A 25,689-nucleotide genomic window follows, 5' to 3' on the forward strand; every position below is an offset into this window, starting at 1 on the left:
CGGCCGCCTCGACACGATCCTGGGCGGCCACACGGAAACGGCGCGGGCCCCGCACCCCTCTCCGGGGTGCGGGGCCCGCGCCGTGCGCAGAGCTGAGGACAGCGAAGACAGCGAAGACAGCGAGGGATCAGCCCCGGCGGCCCGCCAGCTTCCACGCGGCCGGCAGCGCGCCCATCGCGAGCACGGCCTTCAGCGCGTCGCCGACCAGGAACGGCACCAGGCCGGCCGCGACGGCCTGGCCCATCGACATGCCGGTGGACAGCGCCAGGAACGGCACGCCGACCGCGTAGATCAGGGCCTCCCCGACCAGCATCGTGCCGGCGGTGCGCAGCACCCCGCGGTCGCCACCGCGGCGGGCCAGCGCGCCGACGGCGGCCACGGCGAGCAGCATGCCCAGCACGTAGCCGAAGGAGGCGCCGCCCGCGCCGGACTGCGCGCCGGCGAACCACGGCACGCCGAGCACGCCGGCCACCGCGTACAGGGCGATCGACAGGACGCCGCGGCCGGCGCCGAGCGAGGCACCGATGAGCAGCGCGGCGAAGGTCTGGCCGGTCACCGGGACCGGGGAGCCCGGGACCGGTACGGCGATCTGGGCGGCGACGCCGGTGAGCGCGGCGCCGCCGAGCACCAGCGCGGCGTCGCGGACGCGGGCGCGCGGGGCGGTGGCGGCGGGCAGCAGGTCGGCGAGGACGGCGCCCGGGCGGATGGAAGCGGCGGCAAGGCTCATCGGAACTCCGCGGGTGGGAATCGAACAGGGACGCATTGAACTTAGTCGAGCAACGGCCGGGCGATCATCGTCCGGCGCTGACAAACGCGTCACACCGCACTTGGATGCTTCCGCACTCCGCGCACGTCCACCCCGGTGCCGACCGACCGGCCGTTTCGCCAGGTCACGTGATACTCATCACGGTCACTGGGCCGATCGTGCGGGCATTTTGTGCTAGTGCGGCGCGGCCGGAGACACTGTGGGGTCCCCCCAACGTCTCCTGTGAGAGAACGAGCGCATGCACGACGCACCGACCGCTTCCGGCACCGGCCCGACCGGTGGCGCGGACAGCGGCGAACCCCTGTCCGGCGGACTGAAGCAGCGCCATCTGACGATGCTGGGCCTGGGGGGTGTGATCGGCGCGGGCCTGTTCGTGGGGTCCGGTGCCGGCATCAAGGTGGCGGGCCCGGGCATCGCGCTGTCGTATCTGATCGCCGGCGCGCTGGCGATGCTGATCATGCGGATGCTGGGCGAGATGTCCTCGGCGATGCCCGCCTCGGGCGCGTTCTCGGTGCACGCGGAGCGGGCGCTGGGCCGCTGGGCGGGGTTCAGCGTGGGCTGGCTGTACTGGTTCATGCTCGTGGTCGTGCTCGCCGTCGAGGCGACCGGCGCGGCACAGATCGCCAACGGCTGGGTGCCGGCGGTCCCGCAGTGGGGCTGGGTGCTGATCTTCATGCTCTTCTTCACCGGCGCCAACCTCGCCGCGGTCCGCAACTTCGGCGAGTTCGAGTTCTGGTTCGCCACGCTCAAGGTCGGGGCGATCGTCCTCTTCCTCGTGCTCGGCCTGTTGGCGATCTTCGGGGTGCTGCCCGCCTCCGGCACGTACGACGGGGACCCGGTGGGGCTGGCGCACCTCACCGGCGACGGCGGCTTCCTGCCCAACGGCTGGTCCGGGGTGGTCTCCGGGGTGCTGGCCGTGGTGTTCGCGTTCGGCGGCCTGGAGGTCGTGACGATCGCGGCGGCCGAGTCCGACGACCCGGCGCGCGCGGTGGGCCGGGCGGTGCGCAGTGCGGTCTGGCGGATCCTGTTCTTCTACGTCGGCTCGATGCTGGTCATCGTGGCCCTGCTGCCCTGGTCCTCGATCGAGCCGGGCAAGAGCCCGTACGTCGCGGTGCTGGACCGGCTGGGGGTGCCGGGCGCGGGTCAGATCATGAATGTGGTCGTCTTCGTGGCGCTGCTGTCGGCCCTGAACGCCAACCTCTACGGCTCCTCGCGGATGGTGTTCTCGCTGGCCGAGCGGGGTGAGGCGCCGCGCGGGCTGCTGAAGGTGTCGGGCGGCGGGGTGCCGCGCCGGGCCGTGCTGGCCTCGGTCGCCTTCGGCTTCGTCTCGGTCCTGCTCAATCTGAAGTGGCCGGATTCCGTCTTCCTGTACTTGCTCAACGCGGTCGGTGCGGTACTGCTCTTCGTCTGGGGCCTGATCGCCGTCTCGCAGCTGCGGCTGCGCCGCCGGCTGGAGCGCGAGGCGCCGGAAAAGCTCACCCTCCGTATGTGGGGGTTCCCCTGGCTGACGTGGGTGGCGCTGGCCGCCATGGCGGCCGTGATCGTGCTGATGCTCTTCGATGCGGGGGCCCGCCCCCAGCTGCTGTGGTCGGCCGGGGCGACCGCGCTGGTGCTGCTGATCGCGGGCGGGCGCGAGCTCCGCGACCGGCGCCGCGGGTGAGACGCCCGTCACCCTCCGTCGCTGTGCATCACGCCTCGGGCGCGGTCGGTCACGATTCAGTCTGAATATCGAACAAGAAGTGCACGAGTGTTGTCCTCAGCGGACGCCCCACCCAAACTGAGCGGGCTTATTTCGGATCAGCCTCAGCTCCGCTCTCACCATTTGGGACAGGTACGACCATGAATCGGACACCTTCGTCCACCGCGCCCGAGCGCGAGCCGGCCGACCAGGCCGCAGGCGCCGGATCGGACGGCACCACCTCGCTGTCCAACGGGCTCAAGCAACGCCATCTGTCGATGATCGCGCTGGGCGGCGTGATCGGCGCCGGCCTCTTCGTCGGCTCCGGCGCGGGCATCGCCGCGGCCGGCCCCTCCATCGTCATCGCGTACGCGATATCCGGCTGCCTGGTCATGCTCGTCATGCGCATGCTGGGCGAGATGGCCGCGGCCAACCCGGCCTCCGGCTCCTTCTCCGTGCACGCCGAGCGGTCGATCGGCCCCTGGGCCGGCTTCACCGCGGGCTGGATGTTCACCGCACTGCTCTGCGTGGCCGTCGCCGCCGAGGCGCTCGGCGCGGCCGACATCATGGTGGGCTGGTTCCCCGGCACCGAGCCGTGGATGTGGGTCCTCCTCTTCATGGTGGTCTTCTGCGCCACCAACCTCGCCGCGGTCGGCAACTTCGGCGAGTTCGAGTTCTGGTTCGCCACCCTCAAGGTCGCCGCGATCGGCATCTTCCTGGTCCTCGGCCTGCTCGCCATCTTCGGTGTGCTGCCCGGCACGGACGCGCCCGGCGCCGCGCACCTCACCGGCGACGGCGGCTTCCTCCCCAAGGGCGTGGACGGCCTGATGGTCGGCCTGCTCGCCTCGGTCTTCGCGTACGGCGGCCTGGAGACGGTGACCATCGCGGCCGCCGAGTCCAAGGACCCGGTGCGCGGCGTGGCGAGCGCCGTGCGCACCGCGATGTGGCGCATCGCCCTCTTCTACGTGGGCTCGATGGCGATCATCGTGACGGTCATCCCGTGGAGCGCGCCGGAGATCACCAAGACCGGCCCGTACGTCGCGGTGCTGGACTACCTGAAGATCCCCGCGGCCGGCCAGATCATGAACGTGGTCATCCTGATCGCCCTGCTCTCCGCGATGAACGCCAACATCTACGGCTCCTCCCGGATGGCGTACTCGCTCACCGCCCGCGGCCAGGGTCCACGCTTCCTGTCCAAGGTGAGCGGCGGCGTGCCGCGGCGCGCGGTGCTGCTCTGCTCGGTCTTCGGCTTCCTCACCGTGGTGCTCAGCATCGTGTGGCCGGACACCGTCTTCCAGTGGCTGCTGAACATGGTCGGCGCGGCCGTCCTGGTGGTCTGGGGCTTCATCGCCGCCGCGCAACTGCGGATGCGCCGTCGGCTGGAGCGGGAGGCGCCGGAGCGGCTGGTCGTGCGGATGTGGGCGTTCCCCTTCCTCACCTGGGTGGCGCTGGCCGGCGTCGCGGTGGTGCTGCTGCTGATGCTGCGGGACGAGGCCCAGCGCATCCAGCTGTACTTCACGGGCGGCTTCGCGCTGGTGCTGACCGCGATCGGGCTCGTCCGGCAGACACTGGCCGCCCGCGACTGAGCGCGGCCGTTCCCCACGAGGCGGGGGGGGGGGGGCGCCCTCCGCCCCCCCCCCCCCCCCCCCCCCCCCCCCCCCCCCCCCGCTGGCGCCCGTCATCAGCCCCGAGATCATCGAGCTGCACCACGACAAGCACCACGCGGCCTACGTGAAGGGCGCCAACGACACCCTGGAGCAGCTCGCCGAGGCCCGCGACAAGGACCAGTGGGGCTCGATCAACGGCCTGGAGAAGAACCTGGCCTTCCACCTCTCCGGCCACATCCTGCACAGCATCTACTGGCACAACATGACCGGCGACGGCGGCGGTGAGCCGCTGGAGAAGGACGGCGTGGGCGAGCTGGCCGACGCGATCGCGGAGAGCTTCGGCTCCTTCGAGAAGTTCAAGGCCCAGCTGACCAAGGCGTCGGCCACGACGCAGGGCTCCGGCTGGGGCGTCCTCGCGTACGAGCCGGTCACCGGCCGCCTCATCGTCGAGCAGATCTACGACCACCAGGGCAACGTCGGCCAGGGCTCGGTCCCGATCCTGGTCTTCGACGCCTGGGAGCACGCCTTCTACCTGCAGTACAAGAACCAGAAGGTCGACTTCATCGAGGCCATGTGGCACGTCGTCAACTGGCAGGACGTCGCCAAGCGGTACACGGCCGCGAAGGAGCGCGCGAACAACCTGCTGCTGGCCCCCTGAGCCGGTAGCACTCCGGTACGTCCTGCCTCGTGATCGTCTTCTCACCGTTCACCCGGCAGGCGGAAATGCGGAAGGCCCTCGCGAGGACATGACTCGCGGGGGCCTTCTGCTCACTGCTCGTGGCGCCCTACGCTGACGTTCCCTGAGCTGTCGAGGGGGCGAACTCGATGGATCTGTACTGCCACACCTGCCACTCCTACGAGGAGCACCGCGAGCCGACCAAGAAGGAAAAGGCGGCGCTGCGGCCCCGTGTCAACAAGAAGAACGTGGACGACCACGTCATCTGCACCAACCCGGGTTGCGGCCATGTCCGCACCACCTGGACACCGTGCGCTACGGAGAACGGCCACATCCGGGCCTCCTGAACCGGCGGCAGCCGCGCACCCGCACGCGCGCCGGGCTCACTCGAAGCTGGGGGCCGCCGTGCGGGTGCGCTTGATCTCGTACAAGCCCGGGATGGACGCGACCATCAGGGTGCCGTCCCAGAGCTTGGCGGCCTCCTGGCCCTTGGGGGCCGGGGTGACGACCGGGCCGAAGAAGGCGATCTGCTCGCCGTCGGCACCGGGCACCGCGATGACCGGCGTGCCGACTTCCTGGCCGACCAGGTCGATGCCCTCCTTGTGGGAGGCGCGCAGCCGCTCGTCGTGCGCGTCGGTGTCCGCCGCGTCCGCCAGCTCGGCGGGCAGGCCCGCCTCCGCCAGCGCCGCGAGGATGGTCTCGCGGTTCCGCGGCAGACCCTGGTTGTGGAAGCGGGTGCCGAGCGCGGTGTAGAGCGGGGCCAGGACCTCGCTGCCGTACTTCTCCTCGGCCGCGATGCAGACGCGCACCGGGCCCCAGGCCTCGGTCCGCATCATCTCCTGGTAGTTCTCGGGCAGGTCGTCGAGCTTGTCCTCGTTCAGTACCGCGAGGCTCATCACATGCCAGCGGACCTCCACCGGCCGAACCTTCTCCACCTCCAGCATCCAGCGGGAGGTCAGCCATGCCCAGGGGCACAGCGGGTCGAACCAGAAGTCTGCTGGGGTCTTACCGGTGTCGGACACGAGAGTCTCCTCTACGAGCGGGTCGGTAGCCGGTTCAACCGCGACGGGCCGTGCCATGATTCCCAGTGTTCGATATTCGAGACACAGACGAGGGAGTCGCGTCGTGCCCGGTGAAAACCTGTCCCGAGACGAGGCCCGCGAACGGGCCCGGTTGCTGACCGTCGACGGGTACGAAGTGGCGCTGGACCTGCGGTCCGCCGTGGAGCAGGGCGACGCCTCCCGGACGTTCCGCTCCCGCACGACCCTCCGCTTCCGCTGCGCGGAGCCGGGCGCCGACACCTTCGCGGACCTCGTCGCGCCGTCGGTCACCGCGGTCACCCTGAACGGCCGCGAGCTGGACCCCGCCGCCGTCTTCGACGGCGCCCGGATCGCCCTGCCCGACCTGGCGGCGGAGAACGTCCTCGTCGTGGACGCGCAGTGCGCCTACAGCCGCACCGGCGAGGGCCTGCACCGCTTCGTCGACCCCGAGGACGGCGAGGTCTACCTCTACACGCAGTACGAGCCGGCCGACGCCCGCCGGGTCTTCGCGAACTTCGAACAGCCCGACCTCAAGGCCCCGTTCACCTTCGAGGTGACCGCTCCCGAGGGCTGGGTCGTCCTCAGCAACGGCGCCGAGGAGGGCGCCCCCGAGGGAGGGGTGGTGCACCGCTTCGCCACGACGAAGCCCATCTCCACCTACATCACCGCCGTCGTCGCGGGCCCGTACCACTACGTCTCCGACACCTACCGGCGTACGTTCGAGGACGGCACCGAGCTGGCGGTGCCGCTCGGCGCGCTCTGCCGCAAGGGGCTGGCCCGGCACTTCGACGCCGACGACGTCTTCACCGTCACCAAGCAGGGCCTGGACTTCTTCCACGACCACTTCGACTACCCGTACCCCTTCGGCAAGTACGACCAGGCGTTCGTGCCCGAGTACAACATCGGCGCCATGGAGAACCCGGGCTGCGTCACCTTCCGCGAGGAGTTCATCTTCCGCGGCAAGGTCACCCAGGCGTCGTACGAGCGGCGGGCCAACGTCATCCTGCACGAGATGGCGCACATGTGGTTCGGCGACCTGGTCACCATGGAGTGGTGGGACGACCTGTGGCTGAAGGAGTCCTTCGCGGACTTCATGGGCGCGCTGTCGCTGGCGGAGGCCACCCGCTTCACGGACGGCTGGATCACCTTCGCCAACGGCCGCAAGGCCTGGGCGTACCGCGCCGACCAGCTGCCCTCCACCCACCCGATCACCGCCGACATCCGGGACCTGGAGGACGCCAAGCTCAACTTCGACGGGATCACCTACGCCAAGGGCGCGTCCGTGCTGAAGCAGCTGGTGGCGTACGTGGGACGGGACGCCTTCCTGGACGGTGCGCGGCGGTACTTCAAGCGGCACGCGTACGGCAACACCACGCTGGCCGACCTGCTGGCCGCGCTGGAGGAGACCTCGGGCCGCGACCTGGCCGCCTGGTCCCGCTCCTGGCTGCAGACGGCCGGCGTCAACGCGCTCACCCCGCAGGTCACCTACGACGCGCAGGACCGCATCACCGAGCTGTCCGTCCTCCAGGAGGCCTCCCCCGCCCGACCCGAGCTGCGGCCGCACCGGGTCGCGGTCGGCCTGTACCGCCGGCAGACTGCGTTTGATGCAAGCGGCGACGGTTCGCTGGTCCGGTACGCCCGTGCCGAGCTGGACGTCGCCGGGCAGCGTACGGTCGTCGAGGAGCTGGCCGGGGCCGAGCGCCCCGACCTGATCCTGGTCAACGACGAGGACCTGACGTACTGCAAGATCCGCTTCGACGAGCGGTCGCTGGCCACCCTGCGCGGCCACCTCGGCGAGATCACCGACCCGATGGCGCGCGCCCTGTGCTGGTCCGCGCTGTGGGGGCTGACCCGCGACGGGCTGATGCCGGCCCGCGACTACCTCGACATCGTGCTGCGCTTCGCCGGGCGGGAGTCCGACATCGGCGTGCTGCAGACCCTGCACGCGCAGGCCCGCACCGCACTGCACCACTACACGGCCGCCGCCGGCCGGCAGGCCGGCGCGCAGCTGCTGGCCCAGGGTGCGCTGCGCGAGCTGCGGCTCGCCGAGCCCGGCAGCGGCCACCAGCTGACCTGGGCCCGCTTCTTCGCCTCCGTCGCCTCCACCGACGCCGACCTCCAGCTGCTGAACGGTCTGCTGGAGGGCACCGCGAAGATCGACGGCCTGGACGTCGACCAGGAGCTGCGCTGGGCGTTCCTGGAGCCGCTGGCCGCGCACGGCGCCGCCGACGCGCGGCGGATCGACGCCGAGCTGGCCCGGGACGACACCGCGTCGGGCAAGCGGCACCACGTCCGCTGCCTGGCGGCCCGGCCGTCCGCCGACGTCAAGGCCCGCGCCTGGGCGGACGTGGTGGAGTCCGACGCGCTGTCCAACGCCCTGGTGGAGGCCACGATTTCGGGCTTCGACCAGCCCGGCCAGCGGGAGCTGCTCGCGCCGTACGCGCCGAAGTACTTCGACGCCGTGCAGAAGGTCTGGCAGGAGCGGTCGATCGAGATCGGCATGGCCGTCGTCCGGGGCCTCTTCCCGGCGCTGCAGAGCAGCCCGGAGACGTTGGACGCGGCGGACGCCTGGCTCATCGCGCACCCCGGAGCGGCTCCCGCGCTGCGCCGCCTGGTGTCGGAGTCGCGGGACGATCTCGCGCGGGCGCTGCGGGCACAGGCTTGTGACGCAAAGGTGGGCGACAGGCCGTAACCCGGGAGGGGACCAGCACTTATCGGCCGTCGAACGCTCGTACTTTAGGACGCGGTTGTGCGTAAACGTCGACGGATCGGTAACAGCGGTTAGGCGGCGGCTCAGGCGAGGGAAAGGGCGGTGACATGAACCACAACACCCCGCTCTCCCCTCGCCCGTTGCACCACCTCTCCGATGTACGGCACCGCGTCCTGACCGCCCGGCAGTTGCGCGAGCACGGCATCGCGCCGTCGGACCTCGCCGAGCGGTGCCGGCCCGGCGGTCCGTGGCAGCAGATCCTGCCGGGAGTGCACCTGCTCCACCCCGGGCCGCCCACCAGTGAGGAGCGGCTGCACGCCGTCCTGCTCTACACGGCGCGGCGCACCCCGGCGGCGTCCGCCGGCCTGGACGGGGAGCCCGCCGTACCACCACAGGGCGGCGCCGACCGGCACGAGCCCGAGGCGATGATCACCGGGTTGGCGGCGCTGGCCCTGCACCGCTTCTCCTCCGCTCCCCCGCTGCTGTCCCTGGACCGCATCGAGGTGCTGGTGCCCCGCTCGCGGCGGCTGCGCTCGGCGGGCTTCGCACGGATCGTCCGGGCCCAGACGCCGCCGCCCGCGGTGGAGATCACGGGCCTGCCGGTGGCCCCGGTCCCCAGGGCGCTGGCCGACGCGGTGGCCCGGCTGACCGGCCCGCAGACCACCCGGTCCGGGTTCGGGGAGAGCGAGATGACGGCGCTGGAGGCGGTCGGCGGCCCGACGGCCATCCGCCGGCTGCTGAGCGAGGCGGTGCGCGGCGGGCACTGCGACCCGACCACGGTGGTGCGGGAGTTGAGCCGGGCGCGGCTGCTGGGCAAGCCGCAGGTGATGGACGCGGTGGACGGCCTGCTGGCGGAGGGCAGGGCGCTCGCCGAGGGGATGCTGTACGCGCTGGTGCGGGACTACCAGCTGCCGGACCCGGTGTGGAACGTGGACCTGCGGCTGCCGGGCGGCCCCTACCTGGGCGGGGTGGACGCCTTCTGGCCGGTGCAGGCGGTGGCGCTGACGATCGACGCGCGGTCCCCGAAGTACGCGGACCAGACGCTGTGGCCGGAGCACACCCGCACCCGTGAGCGGCTGGAGCGGCTGGGCATCACGGTGGTGCAGGTGACGCCGAAGAAGCTGCGGGAGGCGCCCGAGCAGCAGGCCGCGGTGGTGCGGACGGCGCTGATGGCGGCGGCCGACCGGGAGCCGAGCGCGTACGTGGCGGTGCTGCCCAAGTAGGGCCGGCGGGCAGCGGCGGGAGGGGCGGGTCCGGTGGCGGACCCGCCCCCGCGCGCGTCAGGGCCCGCGCGGGCCGCCGGGTGTCACTTCCCGCCGCAGAACTCCGCCGCCACGATGTCCACGCTGTCACCGGTCCAGTCGGCGTTGAGGTTGAATGCCGCGGTGTGCCGGCCGTCGCGGGTGGCGACCGCCTCGGCGGACGAGCCGTGGATGCCGCCGCCGTGGCCGTACAGCCGGATCCCGCAGGGCAGGTCCTGCGTCATCAGGCCGAGCCCGTACCGGAGGCCGGGCTCCTCCTCGTCCGCGGGAACGGTGGTGAGCATCTCCTTCAGCTGGCGCTGCGGGAACAGCCGGCCGCGCAGCACCGCCCGGTAGAACCGGTTGAGGTCGCCCGTGGTGGAGAGCATCTCGCCGGCCGCCCCCGCCAGCGAGGGGTTGAACTCGGTGGCGTCGTACACCTCTGCCGCCGGCTTCTCCGCCATCAGCTTGGAGTACGCGATGCCGTGCGGCCCCGGTATCCGCGGGTCCGTGCCGGGCACGGAGGTGTGGCGCAGTCCGAGCGGCTCGATGATGCGGTATTCGATCTCCTTCCCGTAGGGCCGGCCGGTGGCCTTCTCGATGACCATGCCGGCGAGCATGTAGTTGGTGTTGGAGTAGCTCCAGGACGTGCCGGGTTCGAAGGTGGGCGCGCCCTTCATGGCGAGGCCGACGAGTTGCCGCGGCGTCCAGGTGTCGTAGCGGTGCGTCAGGAATCCGGGGCCGGTGGCCTTGTCGGTGAACTCCGGCTCGTCGAAGACGTCGCGGATGCCGCTCGTGTGGTTGAGCAGCTGCCGCAGGGTGACGCGGCGGCCGTCGTGGCCGTGGCCGCGTACGACGCCGGGCAGCCAGCGCTCGACGGTGTCGTCCAGGTGCAGCCGGCCCTTCGCCGCCAGTTGGAGCGTGACGGTGGCCACAAAGGTCTTGGTGATGCTGCCGACGCGGAAGACGTCGTCGGCGCCGCGCGGCTGCCCGGTGTCGGTGTTCCCCACGCCGGAGGTCGCCCGCCACACCTTCCGGCCCTCGACGACCTGCCCGATCACGCCGGGGACGCCCTTGGCGACCTCCGCTTCCATGGCCGCCCTGGTGCGCCGGTGGTCGTCGCGGCCCTGCCCGGCGGCGGTGGCCGCGGGCGCGCTGAGCAGTGCCGCGCCCGCGACGGCGGCGGCCAGCGCAACGGCCGGCGCGCTCCGTGCTCTCATCGTTCCCCCTCACTGCGGCGCCGGTGGCGTGGCGCCTGATGACGACTGTGGTCGGCGAGGGAGACCCGGTAACCGGGGGCGGGGTTGAGCGGGGGCTCCGGGTTGGGCGTCAATCAGCCACGCTTGAGGAGGAGTTCGGTGTTGCGGTCGCCGGACTGCCCGGCCAGGTCGGTGCGGGCCTCCGGTGCGTTGAAGGACAGCTCCCGGTAGAGGGCGGCGAGGCCGGTCTGGGAGAGGTCGTGGAAGTCCGTGCGGTGCGGCGCCGCCGACTCCACGAGCGTGGTGAAGAGCGAGACCGTCCCGTCGTGGTTGTCCACCACCTCGATCACCCGCGCGAGCTGCGGGAAGTCGATGTGGGACGCGGTGGAGACCTCCCAGAAGCCGTCGTGCGCGGTGATGTCGTTCTTGTGGCTGTGGCCGTTGATCCAGGCCAGCACGTTGCGGTGGCCGGACAGCAGCCGCACGAGCTCGTCGCCGCCGTGCCGCCCCTCGTCCGGGCGGGCCGGGTCGGGGCGGGTGTTGTCCATGGTCTTGCTGGTGTGATGGCTGAAAATCAGGACGTAGGAGTCCTTGTGCTCCTTCAGCTGCCGCTCCAGCCAGCGCAGCTGCCCGGTGCCGACGGAGCCGGTGTAGTGGCCGCCGGGGTCGGTGGTGTCCAGGCTGATGCCGATCACGTCGTCGGACACCTGGAAGCTGTAGTACAGCCGGTCGTCGTGGACGTTGGCCTCGGTGAAGCCGTGACCATGCGGGCCCTTGCCGGTGTAGGCGGGGTCGAGGTGGGCCCGGACGTACTCGGCGCGGGTGAAGGGCGCCCGCCGCGGGTCCGGCGTCACCTGCCGGGTGTGCCGGCGGTTCGCCTTCATCAGGGCCTTGAAGTCGGCGCCCGTGGGGTCCAGCCCCTTCTTCACGGCCGACCAGACCTGCTTCGCCTGGTCCGCCGGGAGCGTCTCCAGCTTCCGGCCGCCGGTCGCGACCTCCGTCCAGTACGAGTCGCCGGGGGCGTAGCAGCCGCCGGGCAGCTGGTCGTGGTTGCCGACGGTGGTGTACCAGGGGATGTCCAGGCCGGGGCTGTGCACGGTGCGGATCGCGGCGTCCAGGAAGCCGGGCAGCCGCGGGAAGCCGAGCTGCTTGTCGGCGTCGCGCAGGTCGCTGTCCGGCTGCCAGTACAGCTTCAGGTCGCTGTCCTGGACGCCTTCGTAGTGCCGGGGGTCGCCGGTGTTGGGGATGATGCGGCCGCCGCTCATCGCGGCGAGGAACCAGTCCAGCTCGATCTTGGAGTTGTTGTCGGTGTTGTCGCCGGTGGTCATCGCGAACGCGAGCGGCGCACCGGTGGCGGGGCCGCCCTTGAGCGCGTTGACCCGCTCGATGAGCGAGACGAGCCCGGCCACCGACAGCGCCTCCTGCGGCCGCCAGGCGCTCGCGGTCTGCGCGCGCAGGTACTCGTAGCGCAGCGGGCTCTGCACGTCGACCAGGTGCAGGTCGGTGAACTGGACGAAGGAGGCCAGCGTGGTCCGCCGCTCGGCCCGCCCGGAGCGGGCCGACGCCAGCTCGGTACGGACGACGCGGGACCAGGCGGGGCCGTCGCCGAGGCGGCGGTAGCCGGTGGTGCCGCGCGGGGTGGCGACGGAGTCGAGGGTGGTGCCGCGGCGGAAGGGGACGGGCGGCACGGCGGGCGCGGCGACCGGCTCCGGCGCGAAGGGCGCGGGTCCGGCCTGGGCCGGCACGGCGGACGCCGTCCTGTCGGTCAGTCCGAGGGTGAGTCCGGCCCCGGCGGCGGCGCCGGCCACTCCGGTGGCGGCGAGGAAGGTACGGCGGTCGAGGGTGGCGGCGGACCGAATGCGGGACATGCGCGAACTCCCCGGGTGCGGACGCGGTGGCGGCGGGGGCGGGCCGGCCGCCCCCTCACCAGGGATGTTTCGCACCGGGAGTGGACTGTGCGTGAACATGACCACAACGGCGGCCGCCGATCTCTGCACAGGGATCACGGCCGGGCGGGGCATTGGCGCGCCGGCCACGGACCGCTCGCGGGCCGGGCGGACGCACGTCATGTGGCGTTCACTTCACGGGGTAGCGCACCGCGTACGGGCGGACGCGGGGTGTGTGCTGCCTCACGGGTACGCCGGGGCGTACGTCACCACCAGTACGCCGGGTACTTCCGGGAGGCCAGCCGGTGCAGGCAGAACCCGACGGTGGACAGGATCACCGTGGCCGCGGCCAGCAGGCCGAGGAAGGGCAGCGGGTCGGGCGCCTGGAAGCCGACGATCACGGACGTGGCCACGGCCGGCGAGTGCGGCGTGCGGGCCAGGGACGTCGCCCCGAAGGCCAGCGCGCCGGCCGCCACCGCGCTCCAGATGCCGGGCCCCGCGACGGCCACCACCAGGAAGCCGACGCAGGCCGCCAGCAGATGGCCGCCGATGACGCTCCGCGGCTGGGCGAGCGGCAGCGCCGGGGCGCCGGCGATCAGGGCGGCGCTGGCCGCGAGCGGCGGGATGAGCACGGGGTGCCGGACGACGGCGCCGGTCCCCGCCAGCAGGAGCAGCGCGAGCGCGATCGCGGCGGTGGCGGCCAGCAGGACGATCAGCCGGGGGCGCGGCGGGGCCGCGGACCGCAGGGCACGTACGGGCGCGGTGGTGTCGGGGAGGGCGGGAGCGGCGGTCTCCGGGGCGTCGACGACGGGGGCAGGGGCGGTCACAGGAGCAGGGCCTCTCTGGGGGCGGTACGCCCCATTCGGTACCGGAACACACGGTCTTCGCGTCGGCACCTCGTCGTGACCTTCGCACTGTCCTTCGGGTAGGAGATTATGGGAGGTCAGCAGCGACTCAGAAGTCACTTGTCCGCATGGCAAGATTTGTTTTCCGCTCCAGTCCGTGAAACGGATTGGACAGGGCGACGGGTGTCACACGCATGATGGAGAGACTTCTGAGCAGGGTTTCCTTTCGGAAATCGTCGCCAGTTCCCTAGAAGGAGTGCCATGAGGATCGGAATCGTCGGAGCCACCGGCCAGGTCGGCGGTGTGATGCGAGGGATTCTCGCCGAGCGGAACTTCCCCGTGGAGCAGCTGCGCCTGTTCGCCTCGGCCCGTTCCGCCGGTCGTACGCTCCCGTGGCAGGACACCGAGATCACGATCGAGGACGCGTCGACGGCCGACTACTCGGGCCTGGACATCGTCCTCTTCTCCGCCGGCGGCGCGACCTCCAAGGAACTGGCGCCCAAGGTCGCGGCGGCCGGCCCGGTCGTGATCGACAACTCCTCCGCCTGGCGACGTGACCCCGAGGTCCCCCTCGTGGTCTCCGAGGTGAACCCGCACGCGGTCGCGGACCGCCCCAAGGGCATCATCGCCAACCCGAACTGCACGACGATGGCCGCCATGCCCGTGCTGCGCCCGCTGCACGACGAGGCGGGGCTGACCGCGCTGGTCGTCGCCACCTACCAGGCGGTCTCCGGCTCCGGCCTGGCCGGCGTGGCCGAGCTCGACCAGCAGGCCCGCAAGGCCATCGAGCAGGACGCGACGAAGCTCACGCACGACGGTGCCGCGGTGGAGTTCCCCGAGCCGGACAAGTACGTCCGCCCGATCGCCTTCAACGTGCTGCCGATGGCGGGCTCGATCGTGGACGACGGCCTGAACGAGACCGACGAGGAGCAGAAGCTCCGCCACGAGAGCCGCAAGATCCTGGAGATCCCCGAGCTGAAGGTCTCCGGCACCTGCGTGCGCGTCCCGGTCTTCTCCGGCCACTCCCTCCAGGTCAACGCGCGCTTCGAGCGCCCGATCAGCCCCGAGCGGGCGACCGAGCTGCTGGGCGGGGCGCCGGGCGTGGCCCTCTCCGACGTGCCCACCCCGCTGCAGGCCGCCGGCCAGGACCCGTCCTACGTCGGCCGCATCCGCAAGGACGAGACCGTCGACAACGGCCTGGCCCTCTTCCTCTCCAACGACAACCTCCGCAAGGGCGCGGCGCTCAACGCCGTCCAGATCGCGGAGCTGGTCGCCGCCGAACTGAAGGGCTGACGCCCACCCCGGCAACACCGCGGGGCCCGTACGGACAACCTTCCGTACGGGCCCCGGCGCGTTGCGGGGGTGCCCTCAGAGCGCCAGATGCCGTCGCAGGGCTGCGTCGAGCTCGGCCATCCTCGGTTGCGGCACAGAGCCGATCCGTTGCCGCAGCCGTTCCGGTGCGACGGCGCGCACCTGTTCGCACTGCGCCTTGGCGTCCTTCGCGAGCCGGCAGTCACCGGCCGGCAGGAACACCTGGAAGGCGAGCACTCGGGCGGTGTTCGACGTCAGGGGCACCACCGTGACCACACCCCGACCGTTGCGCTCCACCGACGCGTTGGCCGCGTTGTTGGACACGATCACCGCCGGGCGGGCCTTGTTGACCTCGCTGCCTCCGACCGGCTCGAAGTCGACCAGGTAGATGTCACCGCGACGCATCGGAGAGTCCGTCCGCGGCAGTCCGGTCCCACAGCGCGGCGTCCTCGCTCGCGTCCCACTCCTCGAACGCCTCCGTGTACTCGGCCTCCAGATCGGCCGCCCGTAGACATTCGATGGCGGCGTGTATCACCGCGGACCGCGATTCCGCCTCCGTCCGGGAGACGTACTCGTCGACGAAGGCCACGTCTTCCTGCGGGAGGCTCACACTGATCTTCATGCTCTCGATCCTACCCGGGTAGGAAGATCCTTACTACCGGGAATACCACTCGCCGCCGAAGGGGTGCGGCGTGGAAGGATGGGCGAAACGTCCGATGCGAAGGAGATGACCGCGTGCCTGGCACGAATCTGACCCGCGAAGAGGCGCAGGAGCGGGCGCGCCTGCTGACCGTCGACGCCTACGAGATCGACCTGGATCTGAGCGGCGCGCAGGAGGGGGGCGTTTTCCGGTCCGCGACCACGGTGCGTTTCGACGTGGCCGAGGACGGGGCGGATTCGTTCATCGACCTGATCGCCCCCGCCGTGCACGAGGTGGTGCTCAACGGCGCGGCGCTGGACGCCGCCGCGGTGTTCCAGGACTCGCGGATCGCGCTGGCGGGGCTGCGCTCCGGGCGCAACGAACTGAAGGTCGTGGCCGACTGCGCGTACACCAACACCGGCGAGGGCCTGCACCGCTTCGTCGACCCGGTGGACCAGCAGGCGTACCTCTACACGCAGTTCGAGGTGCCGGACGCGCGGCGGGTGTTCGCCAACTTCGAGCAGCCGGACCTCAAGGCCACTTTCCAGTTCACCGTGAAGGCCCCCGAGGGCTGGACCGTGGTGTCCAACTCCCCGACGCCGGAGCCGAAGGACAACATCTGGTCCTTCGAGCCGACGCCGCGGATCTCCAGCTACATCACCGCGCTGATCGTGGGCCCGTACCACTCCGTGCACAGCTCCTACGAGAAGGACGGGCAGCGGGTGCCGCTGGGCATCTACTGCCGGCCCTCGCTCGCCGAGTTCCTGGACGCCGAGGAGATCTTCGCGGTCACCCGGCAGGGCTTCGACTGGTTCCAGGAGAAGTTCGACTACGCGTACCCGTTCGCCAAGTACGACCAGCTCTTCGTGCCGGAGTTCAACGCCGGCGCCATGGAGAACGCCGGCGCGGTGACCATCCGCGACCAGTACGTCTTCCGGTCCAAGGTGACCGACGCGGCGTACGAGGTGCGCGCGGAGACCATCCTCCACGAGCTGGCCCACATGTGGTTCGGCGACCTGGTGACCATGGAGTGGTGGAACGACCTCTGGCTGAACGAGTCGTTCGCCACGTACACCTCGATCGCGTGCCAGGCGTACGCGCCGGGCAGCAAGTGGCCGCACTCCTGGACCACGTTCGCCAACTCCATGAAGACCTGGGCGTACCGGCAGGACCAGCTGCCCTCGACGCACCCGATCATGGCGGAGATCCGCGACCTGGACGACGTGCTCGTCAACTTCGACGGCATCACGTACGCCAAGGGCGCCAGCGTGCTCAAGCAGCTCGTGGCGTACGTCGGCATGGACGAGTTCTTCCGCGGCGTGCAGGCGTACTTCAAGCGCCACGCCTACGGCAACACCCGGCTCTCGGACCTGCTGGGCGCGCTGGAGGAGACCTCGGGCCGCGACCTGAAGACCTGGTCGAAGAAGTGGCTCCAGACGGCCGGCATCAACGTCCTCCGCCCGGAGATCGAGACCGACGCGGCAGGCAACGTCACCTCCCTCGCCATCCGGCAGGAGGCGCCCGCGCTGCCCGAGGGCGCGACCGGTGAGCCGGTGCTGCGCCCGCACCGCATCGCGGTCGGCTGCTACGACCTCAAGGACGGCAAGCTCGTCCGCTCCGACCGGATCGAGCTGGATGTGGACGGCGAGCGCACCGAGGTGCCGTTCCCCGCGAACACCCCCCGCCCGGCCGTCATCCTGCTCAACGAGGACGACCTCTCCTACGCCAAGGTGCGGCTGGACGAGGAGTCCCTGAAGACCGTCACCGCGCACCTCGGGGACTTCTCCGAGTCGCTGCCGCGCGCGCTGTGCTGGGCCTCGGCCTGGGACATGACCCGCGACGGCGAGCTGGCCACCCGTGACTACCTGGAGCTGGTGCTCGCCAACATCGGCAAGGAGTCCGACATCGGCGTGGTCCAGTCCCTGCAGCGGCAGGTGAAGCTGGCGCTGGAGCTGTACGCGGCACCGGAGTGGCGCGAGACCGGCCTCGCCAAGTGGACCGACGCCTGCCTCAAGCAGCTGCGGGCCGCCGCGTCCGGCAGCGACCACCAGCTCGCGTGGGCCCGCGCGTTCGCCGCGACGGCCCGTACGACCGCGCAGCTGGACCTCCTCCAGAACCTCCTCGAGGGTACGGAGGAGATCACCGGCCTCGCCGTGGACACCGAGCTGCGCTGGGCGCTCCTGCAGCGGCTGGCCGCCACCGGCCGCGCGGACGAGAAGGCGATCGCGGCCGAGCTGGACCGGGACCGGACCTCGGCGGGCGAGCGGTACGCCGCGACCGCCCGCGCGGCCCGTCCGACGGCGGAGGCCAAGGCCGAGGCGTGGGCGTCGGTCGTGGCCTCGGACAAGCTGCCGAACGCCGTGCAGGAGGCCGTCATCGGCGGCTTCGTCCAGACCGACCAGCGCGAGCTGCTGGCCCCGTACACCGCGCAGTACTTCGACGCGCTGAAGGGCGTGTGGGAGGCGCGCAGCCACGAGATGGCGCAGCAGATCGCGGTGGGGCTCTACCCCTCGCTGCAGGTCTCGCAGGAGACGCTGGACGCGACGGACGCCTGGCTGGCCTCGGCCGAGCCGAGCGCGGCCTTGCGTCGCCTGGTGACGGAGAACCGGGCGGGCGTGGAGCGGGCGCTGAAGGCCCAGGCGGCGGATGCCGCTGCCGCGGCCTGAGCCGACTTACGGGGGTGCCCCGCGCCCTCGGTGCTCGGCTCCCCCTGCGCTGTGGCTGAGCGCGCAGTTCCCCGCGCCCCTCAAGGGGCCCGCGGGGAACTGCGCGAGCAACCGAGACGGCGGGACGGTCGCGCAGAAACGGATGGCGCCCCGGCGTCGGCGTGGTGGAACCGTCCGGCGGACGGCGCGCGAGTCGCTGCCGTCCGCCGGACGAGTCGGTGAGTCGCGGCCGTAGGCCGCCCCGTCAGCCGTTCAGTTCATCGAAGCGGCGGCGCAGCGCGGCGCGGCCGTCCTCGGTGAGGCTGCCGTGTACGCGCATCCGCGCCAGGCCGCCGTCGGGGAAGACATCGAGCCGTACGTGGGTGGCGGTCACCGTGGCCGGCAGCGCGAACCGGTGCGGGGTGTCCGGCTGGAGCTTGGTCTTCGGGAGGATCTCGAACCAGGAGGACTCGTCCTCCGGCGTGCCGTCACAGCCGTACAGCGCCGCCCAGCCGGCCGAGTTGCCCTTGAGGTACGCCGTGTCGATCTCGATCGCACGGATCTCGCCCTGCGCGGCGAGGCGGAAGCGGACCCAGTCGTTGGTGCCCTTGACCCGGCGGCGGCGGTTCTCCCAGCCGTCGTCCATCTTGCGGGAGAGGTCGGGCTGGATGATCTGGGTGGGCGAGGAGTAGAAGCGGTCCGAGGCGTCCTCGACCGCGCCGCCATTCAGGACCGAGGCCAGGTCGACGGTGCCGAGCAGGTCCAGCCACTCGGGGTCGGCCACGACCTCGCCGTACACGCGGAAGCGGGCGATGCCGCCGTCGGGGTGCTGCTTGAGGCGGAGATGGGTGAAGCGGCGCTCGGCGGTGACCTCGAAGCCGTTGGCGGCGTGGCCGCGTACCGGCGTGCGGGGGACGATCTCCTCCCACTTCACGTCGTCGGCGAGCAGCTCCTCCGGGCTCGGGCTGCCCGGTACGGAGGTGGCCTCGACGGTGACCTGCTGCGGGTAGTTGCCGCGGAAGTGGGCGGTGTCGACGACGACGCCGCGGATCACGCCGGGCACGGCGAGGCGGATCAGCGCCCAGTCGTGCTCCTCGTCGGTCGGGAAGGGGTGGTCACCGTCGGCGCCGCGGCGGCGCCGGGTCTCCCAGCCGTCCATGATCTTGCCCTTGTGCCCGAAGTGGTGCGGGTCGAAGACCGCGGGCTCCGGCTTCAGCAGGTTCTCGCGCTCGGCGAAGAACTCGTCGTTCGCGGCGATCACGCCTGCGCCGAAGCGGCGGTCGGCGAGGTCGACGAGCGAGGTGAAGGCGAAGTCGCCGCCGCGGTAGTCGGCGTAGGGGTCGCCACCGCCGTACGGAGCGGCGTCGTTGGCGTGCGGATCGGTGGAGGAGGCGGCCGGGGTGGTGGTCATCTCTGCCCTTCGTCGTCGTCCGGGGTGACGTGTGCTCACCGCGCGTACTGCGTGTTCACACCAACGACTTTCGCAGCGTTGTTCGGGCAGGTCTATCGAAAGTTTCTGCAGTGGTTGTGTAGCCGGCCTGAAAGGTCCGACCGCGGCGGTGCCTGCGCGTCCGCCTACTGGTCGGACAGCTCCGCCGCCACCTGGCGGAGGGCGGTCAGGGCTCTGGACATGCCGGGGGCGTCCTCCGCGCCTCGGCGGACGGCGGCGACGACGTGGCGGCGGGGCTGGTCGGCGTGGAGGACCCGGACGGCGACGCCGGCGCCGCCGCGTTCCGGGCGCATCGCCATGCGCGGGACGAGCGCCACGCCCATGCCGGCCGCGACCATCGACAGGATCGCCGCCCAGTCGGCCGCCGCGTGCGCCTGCTCCGGTACGAAGCCGGCGTTCTCGCAGACCGTGGTGGTGATCTCGGACCACGGCCCGCTCCGCCCGAAGATCCACGGCTCGCCCGCGAGGTCGGCCAGCCGCAGTCCGGGCTCGGCGGCCAGCGGGTGCCCGGCCGGCAGGGCCACGTCCAGCGGGTCGGCGAGCAGCGAGAGGCGGGCGTACTTGGGGTCGCGCGGCGTGGGCGCGTGCGCGGCGAGGGAGAGGGCGAGGTCCACGCTGCCCTCCGACAGCAGCTCGTACGCCTCGGCCGCCTCGGCCTCCCGTACCCGGACCACCAGGCCGGGGTGGGTCCGGCGCAGCCGCTCGACGGCGGGCACCACCAGCGCCGGGATCGCGGTGGAGAACGCGCCGACCTGCACCTCGCCGACCTCGCCCTGGAGGTAGCCGAGCAGTTCCGCGTCCGCCCGCTCCAGCTGCGCGAAGACGGCGTCGGCGTGGCGGAGGACGAGGTGGGCCGCGTCCGTCAGCCGCACCCGGCGGCCGTGGGCCTGCAGGAGCGTCACCCCGAGCTGCTTGGCGAGCCCGGTCAGCTGCTGCGAGACCGCCGAGGGCGTCATGTGCAGCGCCTCGGCGGTCGCGGTCACCGTGCCCAGCTCGCCGAGGGTGCGCAGGATCCGCAGCTTCTTGATGTCCCAGTCGGCCATGCGGGCAGCGTATGCGGTCACCGTGCGGCTCTTCGCCGCACGTCGGCAGCGAGCGTCACGCCGCCGAGGATGAGTCCCATGCAGAGGACCTGGACCGGTCCGGTGTGCTCGCCGAGCAGGACGTGGGCGAGCAGGGCGACGCAGACCGGCTGGAGGTAGTAGACGGCGCCCGCGCGGGCCGCGCCGACCAGAGCGATGGCCTTGTTCCAGGTGAAGAAGGCCACCGCGGAGGAGAAGATGCCGACGTAGAGCAGCGGCCCGACCGTGTCGGCGCCGGGCGTGAAGCCGCCCTGCACGGTGAGGCTGACGGCGTACGCGGGGGCCAGCATCGCCGCGCCGAGGAGGAATGTCACGCACAGGAAGACCGGGCCGGCGATCTCCGCCGGCTTGTGGCGCAGCAGCGCGCTGTACCCGGCGAAGCAGGCCATGGCCGCGAGCATCCACAGGCTGCCGGCGTTGAGGTCGAGCCGGAACAGGGCCGTCGGATCGCCCTTGCCGATCAGCGTGAGCACGCCCGCGGTCGCGATGAGCATGCCGGCGGCGCGCCGCGCGCCGATCCGCTCGCCGCCGCGCCCGAAGCGTCCGAACAGCACCATCAGCGTCGGCGACGCGGCCATGAACATGCCCATGGTGCCGGCGGGCGTGGTCAGCCCCGCCTGGTGGACCAGGGTGTTGTAGAGGGCCACGCCGAGCAGCGAGGCCAGGAGCAGGAAACGCAGGTGGCGGCGGAGCAGTGCCCGCTGCCGCCAGACCTGCCGCAGCGTCAGCGGCGCCACGGCGACCAGCGCGATCACCCAGCGCCAGAACACGGCCTGTACGGGCGGGACGCTGTCGTGCAGCGCCCGGGTCACGACGAAGCTGCCGGACCACGCGACGGTGGCGGTCAGCGCGAGCGCGAGGCCGGTGAGGACGGCGGGGCGGGCGGTGGCGGTGCGGGTGGCGGCGGGCCGGTCGGACCGGGGTGCGCCCCCGGTCCGTACGGCGTTCTGCTGGTCCAGGACTGTCACGGCTTCCTCTCGTCGGTGCGGAGGCATTTACCGTGGCAGGCCCGGACCTCTCAGGTCCACCGAAGGTTTTTGAGCATTCTTTTCAGCACAGCTGAAAGGTGCTCAGCCCTGACGGGCTGCCTTGCGGGCTTCCCGGGCCGCGAGCCGCTCGTCGAACTTGCGCGCCTGGTCGTCGAGACCGCCCATGAAGAGGCCCAGCTCCTCCTGTGCCCGCAGACCCGCAGGGCCCAGCCCGCCGATCTCCATGACCTTCAGGAAGCGCAGCACGGGCTGGATGACGTCGTCGTGGTGGATGCGGAGGTTGTAGATGCCGCCGATCGCCATCCGGGCCGCGGCCCGCTCGAAGCCGGGCATGCCGTGGCCCGGCATCCGGAAGTTCACCACCACGTCGCGTACGGCGCCCATGGTCTGGTCGGGGGCCATCTCGAAGGCCGCGGCGAGAAGGTTGCGGTAGAAGAGCATGTGCAGGTTCTCGTCCGTGGCGATCCGGGCGAGCATCCGGTCGCAGACCGGGTCGCCGGAGTGGCGCCCGGTGTTCCGGTGCGAGATGCGGGTGGCCAGCTCCTGGAAGGCCACGTACGCCACGGAGTGCAGCATGCTGTGGTTGTTGTCGGACTCGAACCCCTCCGACATGTGCGCCATGCGGAAGCGCTCCAGTTGCACGGGGTCGACGGCCCGGCTGGTCAGCAGGTAGTCGCGCATGACGATGCCGTGCCGGCCCTCCTCGGCCGTCCAGCGGTGCACCCACGTGCCCCACGCGCCGTCCCGCCCGAAGAGGGTGGCGATCTCGTGGTGGTAGCTGGGCAGGTTGTCCTCGGTCAGCAGGTTCACGACCAGCGCCGTCCGGCCGATGTCGGTGACCTTGGACTGCTCGGGCGCCCAGGGCTCGCCGCCCATGACGCCGTCGAAGTTCCGCCCGTCACTCCAGGGCACGTACTCGTGCGGCATCCATTCCTTGGCTATGCCGAGATGCCGGTTCAGCTCCTTCTCGACGACTTCTTCCAGGGCGTACAGGAGTTGAGCGTCACTCCAGGCGGTCTGGCCGCGCTCTCCGTCTTGGTGGGCGGGGGCGATGGTCATGCGGGGTCTCCTGGGGACGTGGAGAAAACCTTACGGCACCGTAGGTTACGACATCGTAGGTTAGGACCGCGTCAAGAGAACCCGCCGTTCCGATCGAGTGGTCATTTCCGGTCAAAAAGGGCTCATGGTGCAGCAAAAGGCGCCGAACGGTTCCTGCGAACCGTTCGGCGCCTTGCAGTATGTGGTGCCCAGTGAGCCTGGAGGGCCGGGTGTCAGCTCTTCTTGGCCTTGCGGGACTTGTCGCCCAGCATGACCAGACCAGCGATGATCAGGAAGAGGACGATGGGCGTCGCGACGTAGAGACCGAGCGTCTGGACAACGCTCAGGCCCGGACCCGGGTCGTCACCGTCGTCGCGGGTGAGCGCGAAAGCAGGGGACGACATCAGCAGCAGCAGCGCGGTACCGGCGGTGATCGTTCCGGCGCGCAGGGCGTGGTTCTTGACCTTGTTGCTCACGTACCTCAACGTATCGGACGCCCGAGCGACCCGCGCGCTCGGGGTGCCCTAACGGCTGAGCCCCGCCCCCGGCCGCGCGTCGAACTCGGCCGTCAGCGCCCGCAGCCGCGGCGACTCCACGATCTCCTCCAGCGTCATCGGCCGGCCGTCCGGCGCGGCGATCGGCAGCCGCCAGTTCGGATACTCGTCCCACGTACCGGGCAGGTTCTGCGGCCGCCGGTCGCCCACCGCGTCCGGCAGCCAGACGCCGACCATCCTGGCCGGGGTGCGCAGCAGGAAGCGGTGCAGCGCCGCGACCGCGGCCCGCTCGTCCGCCTCCGCGTCCCCGGACGCCGTGCCCTCCGGCAGCAGCCCCAGCCGGCCGAGCCACTCCAGCCAGGTGGCGACCTCGGCGCGGTCGGCCGCCTGCTCCTCTTCGAGAGTGCCGTCCAGCAGGCCGATGCGGTGCCGCAGCGCGGTGTGCTCGCCGGTCAGCCGCCCCGCCGTACTGGGCAGGTCGTGCGTGGTGACGGTGGCCAGGCAGTCGGCGCGCCAGCTCTCCGGCGGCAGCGGCGGCTGCCCCTCGGCGGTCCAGGCGCGCTCGAACCACAGGACGGACGTGCCGAGGACGCCGCGCTCCTCCAGCGCCTCGCGCACCCCGTCCTCGACCGTCCCCAGGTCCTCGCCGATGACCGCGGTGTCGGCGCGGGCGGCCTCCAGCGCCAGCACGGAGAGCATCGCCTCGGCGTCGTACCGGACGTACGTGCCCTCCGTGGGCGGCCGGCCCTCGGGGATCCACCACAGCCGGAAGAGGCCCATGACGTGGTCGATGCGGAGCGCGCCCGCGTGCCGGAGCAGGCCGCGCAGCAGCGCGCGGAAGGGCGCGTAGCCGGTTTCCGCGAGCGTGTCGGGGCGCCAGGGCGGCAGCCCCCAGTCCTGGCCGCGGGAGTTGAAGGCGTCCGGCGGCGCGCCGACGGACATGCCGGCCGCGAAGGCGTCCTGGCGGGCCCAGGTGTCGGCCCCGCTGGGGTGCACGCCGACGGCCAGGTCGTGGACCAGCCCGATGCGCATGCCCGCCGCCCGCGCCCCGCGCTGGGCGGCCGCGAGCTGTTCGTCGGTGAGCCAGGCGGCCCTGCGGTGGAAGTCGATGCGGTCGGCCAGCGCGCGCCGCATCCGCTCGGTGCGGGCCGAGCGGGGGTCGCGCAGCCCTTCGGGCCAGGCGCGCCAGTCCGGGCCGTGCGCCTCGGCCAGCGCGTACCAGGTGGCGTGGTCCTCCAGGTCCTGGCCCCGGTCTGCGCGGAAGGCGTCGTAGGCGGCCTGCCGTGCGGTGCTCAGCGGCACCGTGCGCAGCAGCTCCAGGGCCTCCTTCTTCAGCTCCCAGACGGCGTCCCGGTCGATCAGCGCGCCGTTCTTCAGGACGGTGTCGCGGAGCGCGGCGGCGCGTCCGGTCAGCTCGTCGGCGCGCTGCCGGGCGGCGCCGGACAGCCGCGCGAACTCGGGGACGTCCGCGATCCGCAGGTGCACGGGGTCGGGGAAGCGGCGCGAGGAGGGGCGGTACGGGGAGGGGTCGGTGGGCGGTCCCGGTACGGCCGCGTGCAGCGGGTTGAGCTGGACGAAGTCCATGCCGAGGGTCCGGCCCGACCAGTCGGCCAGCCGGGCCAGGTCGCCGAGGTCTCCCATGCCCCAGGAGGCCTGGGAGAGCAGGGAGTAGAGCTGGACCATGAAGCCGTGCCCGCGACCGGACACGGCGGGCATCCGGTCGGGTGCGACGACGAGGTGGGAGTGCGCGGCGGCGCCGTCGGCGGTGTAGGCGCGCAGCACGTGCACGCCGAGCGGCAGCGGAGCCGCCTGCCCGCCGGGCACCAGGCCCCAGTCCAGCGTCCGCCCGTCCTCGGTGTCCACGCGCAGCGTGGTGCCGCCGGGCAGCCCGGCCAGGTCCGGCGGGCGACCTTCGCGGGTGACGAGGGTGGGCGGGAGGAGGGCACGGGCGGGTCCGTACTCGTACGCGTCCAGCGCGGCGCGTACGGCCTGCGGCGTGGAGGCGTCGACACCCAGCGCGGCGAGTACGGCGACGACCGTGTCCTCGGGAACATGGACGGTGCGGCCCGGCGCTGGCTCGTAGGACGTGGTGACGCCGTGCAGCCGGGCGAGCCGCGCTCGGCCCATCAGACCTCCAGGGACTCCGTGCCGTAGCCGGCGGCGGCGGGCTCACTGGTGAGCGGCAGCTCGGCGGCGATCGGGGTCTCGCTGGTGAGGGGGGTGCTGTCGGCGAGCGGGGGCTCGCTGGTCAAGGGAGGCTCGGAGAAGGTGAGCGAGCCGCATCCGTCCAAGCCGCAGTCCGGGTCGGAGACCCCTGCCAGCAGATCCGGCTCGGTCGGTTTGGAGAGGGCGTCGAGAAGAAGCTGAGCGGACGGAGCCACGAGGGCCTCCC

The 25,689-nt window shown here is 71.9% G+C and carries 22 protein-coding genes; 8 read left to right on the plus strand and 14 right to left on the minus strand.

What is annotated here, in order from left to right; genetic code table 11:
* Positions 1 to 127: 127 nt before the first annotated feature.
* The gene (locus tag IF20_RS21545; protein ID WP_052866906.1) at positions 128 to 727 is read right to left on the minus strand and encodes a biotin transporter BioY; all 600 of its coding nucleotides are present in this window, start codon (positions 725 to 727) and stop codon (positions 128 to 130) included.
* 277 nt (positions 728 to 1,004) lie between these two features.
* Between IF20_RS21545 and IF20_RS21550 the strand changes: the two genes are divergently transcribed.
* The 4 genes from IF20_RS21550 to IF20_RS21565 all read left to right on the plus strand — a co-directional run bounded on the left by IF20_RS21550 (position 1,005) and on the right by IF20_RS21565 (position 5,074).
* Positions 1,005 to 2,426 (plus strand): amino acid permease, encoded by a 1,422-nt coding sequence (locus IF20_RS21550; protein ID WP_052866907.1) that lies wholly within the window; start codon positions 1,005 to 1,007, stop codon positions 2,424 to 2,426.
* 179 nt (positions 2,427 to 2,605) lie between these two features.
* Positions 2,606 to 4,030, plus strand: a complete 1,425-nt coding sequence (locus IF20_RS21555; RefSeq protein WP_052866908.1) for an amino acid permease — start codon at positions 2,606 to 2,608, stop codon at positions 4,028 to 4,030.
* Between the two features lie 82 nt (positions 4,031 to 4,112).
* Positions 4,113 to 4,709: a superoxide dismutase gene (locus IF20_RS21560; protein ID WP_052866909.1), complete on the plus strand. Its 597-nt coding sequence runs from the start codon at positions 4,113 to 4,115 to the stop codon at positions 4,707 to 4,709.
* Positions 4,710 to 4,876: 167 nt separating this feature from the next.
* The gene (locus tag IF20_RS21565; protein ID WP_052866910.1) at positions 4,877 to 5,074 is read left to right on the plus strand and encodes a hypothetical protein; all 198 of its coding nucleotides are present in this window, start codon (positions 4,877 to 4,879) and stop codon (positions 5,072 to 5,074) included.
* Positions 5,075 to 5,110: 36 nt separating this feature from the next.
* Here IF20_RS21565 and IF20_RS21570 read toward each other — a convergent pair whose 3' ends face one another.
* A complete protein-coding gene (locus IF20_RS21570; protein ID WP_052866911.1) occupies positions 5,111 to 5,749 on the minus strand; it encodes a mycothiol-dependent nitroreductase Rv2466c family protein in 639 nt (212 codons plus the stop codon).
* A gap of 103 nt (positions 5,750 to 5,852) precedes the next feature.
* Between IF20_RS21570 and pepN (IF20_RS21575) the strand changes: the two genes are divergently transcribed.
* Both pepN (IF20_RS21575) and IF20_RS21580 read left to right on the plus strand, forming a co-directional pair.
* Positions 5,853 to 8,459 carry an aminopeptidase N gene (gene pepN, locus IF20_RS21575; protein WP_052866912.1) on the plus strand — a complete coding sequence of 869 codons (2,607 nt, stop codon included), beginning with the start codon at positions 5,853 to 5,855 and terminating at the stop codon, positions 8,457 to 8,459.
* 125 nt (positions 8,460 to 8,584) lie between these two features.
* Positions 8,585 to 9,700 (plus strand): hypothetical protein, encoded by a 1,116-nt coding sequence (locus tag IF20_RS21580; protein ID WP_052866913.1) that lies wholly within the window; start codon positions 8,585 to 8,587, stop codon positions 9,698 to 9,700.
* Positions 9,701 to 9,783: 83 nt separating this feature from the next.
* Here the strand turns inward: IF20_RS21580 and IF20_RS21585 are convergent, their stop codons facing one another.
* From IF20_RS21585 to IF20_RS21595, 3 genes are all read right to left on the minus strand, one after another.
* Positions 9,784 to 10,938, minus strand: a complete 1,155-nt coding sequence (locus tag IF20_RS21585; RefSeq protein WP_052866914.1) for a serine hydrolase domain-containing protein — start codon at positions 10,936 to 10,938, stop codon at positions 9,784 to 9,786.
* 113 nt (positions 10,939 to 11,051) lie between these two features.
* Complete coding sequence (locus tag IF20_RS21590; RefSeq protein ID WP_052866915.1) at positions 11,052 to 12,785, minus strand: TIGR03767 family metallophosphoesterase; 1,734 nt, start codon at positions 12,783 to 12,785, stop codon at positions 11,052 to 11,054.
* Between the two features lie 284 nt (positions 12,786 to 13,069).
* Positions 13,070 to 13,630 carry an HPP family protein gene (locus IF20_RS21595; protein ID WP_052866916.1) on the minus strand — a complete coding sequence of 187 codons (561 nt, stop codon included), beginning with the start codon at positions 13,628 to 13,630 and terminating at the stop codon, positions 13,070 to 13,072.
* Positions 13,631 to 13,909: 279 nt separating this feature from the next.
* Between IF20_RS21595 and IF20_RS21600 the strand changes: the two genes are divergently transcribed.
* Entirely contained in the window at positions 13,910 to 14,941 is a 1,032-nt protein-coding gene (locus IF20_RS21600; RefSeq protein WP_052866917.1) for an aspartate-semialdehyde dehydrogenase, read from the plus strand.
* A 75-nt stretch (positions 14,942 to 15,016) separates the two neighbouring features.
* On the opposite strand, the gene IF20_RS21605 is transcribed toward IF20_RS21600, so the two are convergent.
* Both IF20_RS21605 and IF20_RS21610 read right to left on the minus strand, forming a co-directional pair.
* Positions 15,017 to 15,364 carry a type II toxin-antitoxin system PemK/MazF family toxin gene (locus tag IF20_RS21605; RefSeq protein ID WP_052866918.1) on the minus strand — a complete coding sequence of 116 codons (348 nt, stop codon included), beginning with the start codon at positions 15,362 to 15,364 and terminating at the stop codon, positions 15,017 to 15,019.
* A complete protein-coding gene (locus IF20_RS21610; protein ID WP_030614895.1) occupies positions 15,351 to 15,581 on the minus strand; it encodes a ribbon-helix-helix domain-containing protein in 231 nt (76 codons plus the stop codon). The genes IF20_RS21605 and IF20_RS21610 overlap by 14 nt, the downstream gene beginning before the upstream one ends.
* Before the next feature lie 113 nt (positions 15,582 to 15,694).
* Between IF20_RS21610 and pepN (IF20_RS21615) the strand changes: the two genes are divergently transcribed.
* The gene (pepN, locus tag IF20_RS21615) at positions 15,695 to 18,265 is read left to right on the plus strand and encodes an aminopeptidase N (protein ID WP_052866919.1); all 2,571 of its coding nucleotides are present in this window, start codon (positions 15,695 to 15,697) and stop codon (positions 18,263 to 18,265) included.
* A gap of 244 nt (positions 18,266 to 18,509) precedes the next feature.
* Here the strand turns inward: pepN (IF20_RS21615) and alc are convergent, their stop codons facing one another.
* The 7 genes from alc to IF20_RS21650 all read right to left on the minus strand — a co-directional run bounded on the left by alc (position 18,510) and on the right by IF20_RS21650 (position 25,678).
* Positions 18,510 to 19,655 (minus strand): allantoicase, encoded by a 1,146-nt coding sequence (gene alc / locus IF20_RS21620; protein ID WP_052866920.1) that lies wholly within the window; start codon positions 19,653 to 19,655, stop codon positions 18,510 to 18,512.
* Positions 19,656 to 19,819: 164 nt separating this feature from the next.
* Positions 19,820 to 20,737, minus strand: coding sequence for a LysR family transcriptional regulator (locus IF20_RS21625; protein WP_052866921.1), 918 nt, complete (start codon positions 20,735 to 20,737; stop codon positions 19,820 to 19,822).
* A gap of 17 nt (positions 20,738 to 20,754) precedes the next feature.
* Entirely contained in the window at positions 20,755 to 21,744 is a 990-nt protein-coding gene (locus IF20_RS21630; protein WP_234426760.1) for a DMT family transporter, read from the minus strand.
* A gap of 102 nt (positions 21,745 to 21,846) precedes the next feature.
* Positions 21,847 to 22,824 carry an acyl-ACP desaturase gene (locus IF20_RS21635; RefSeq protein WP_052866922.1) on the minus strand — a complete coding sequence of 326 codons (978 nt, stop codon included), beginning with the start codon at positions 22,822 to 22,824 and terminating at the stop codon, positions 21,847 to 21,849.
* A 212-nt stretch (positions 22,825 to 23,036) separates the two neighbouring features.
* Complete coding sequence (locus tag IF20_RS21640) at positions 23,037 to 23,279, minus strand: hypothetical protein (RefSeq protein WP_052866923.1); 243 nt, start codon at positions 23,277 to 23,279, stop codon at positions 23,037 to 23,039.
* A gap of 48 nt (positions 23,280 to 23,327) precedes the next feature.
* On the minus strand, positions 23,328 to 25,424 hold the full coding sequence (gene malQ / locus IF20_RS21645; protein ID WP_052866924.1) for a 4-alpha-glucanotransferase: 2,097 nt from the start codon (positions 25,422 to 25,424) through the stop codon (positions 23,328 to 23,330).
* Positions 25,424 to 25,678: a hypothetical protein gene (locus tag IF20_RS21650; RefSeq protein ID WP_052866925.1), complete on the minus strand. Its 255-nt coding sequence runs from the start codon at positions 25,676 to 25,678 to the stop codon at positions 25,424 to 25,426. Before IF20_RS21650 ends, malQ begins: the two co-directional genes overlap by 1 nt.
* Positions 25,679 to 25,689: the final 11 nt, after the last annotated feature.

The organism is Streptomyces niger (genome assembly GCF_000718305.1).
Taxonomy (GTDB): domain Bacteria; phylum Actinomycetota; class Actinomycetes; order Streptomycetales; family Streptomycetaceae; genus Streptomyces; species Streptomyces niger.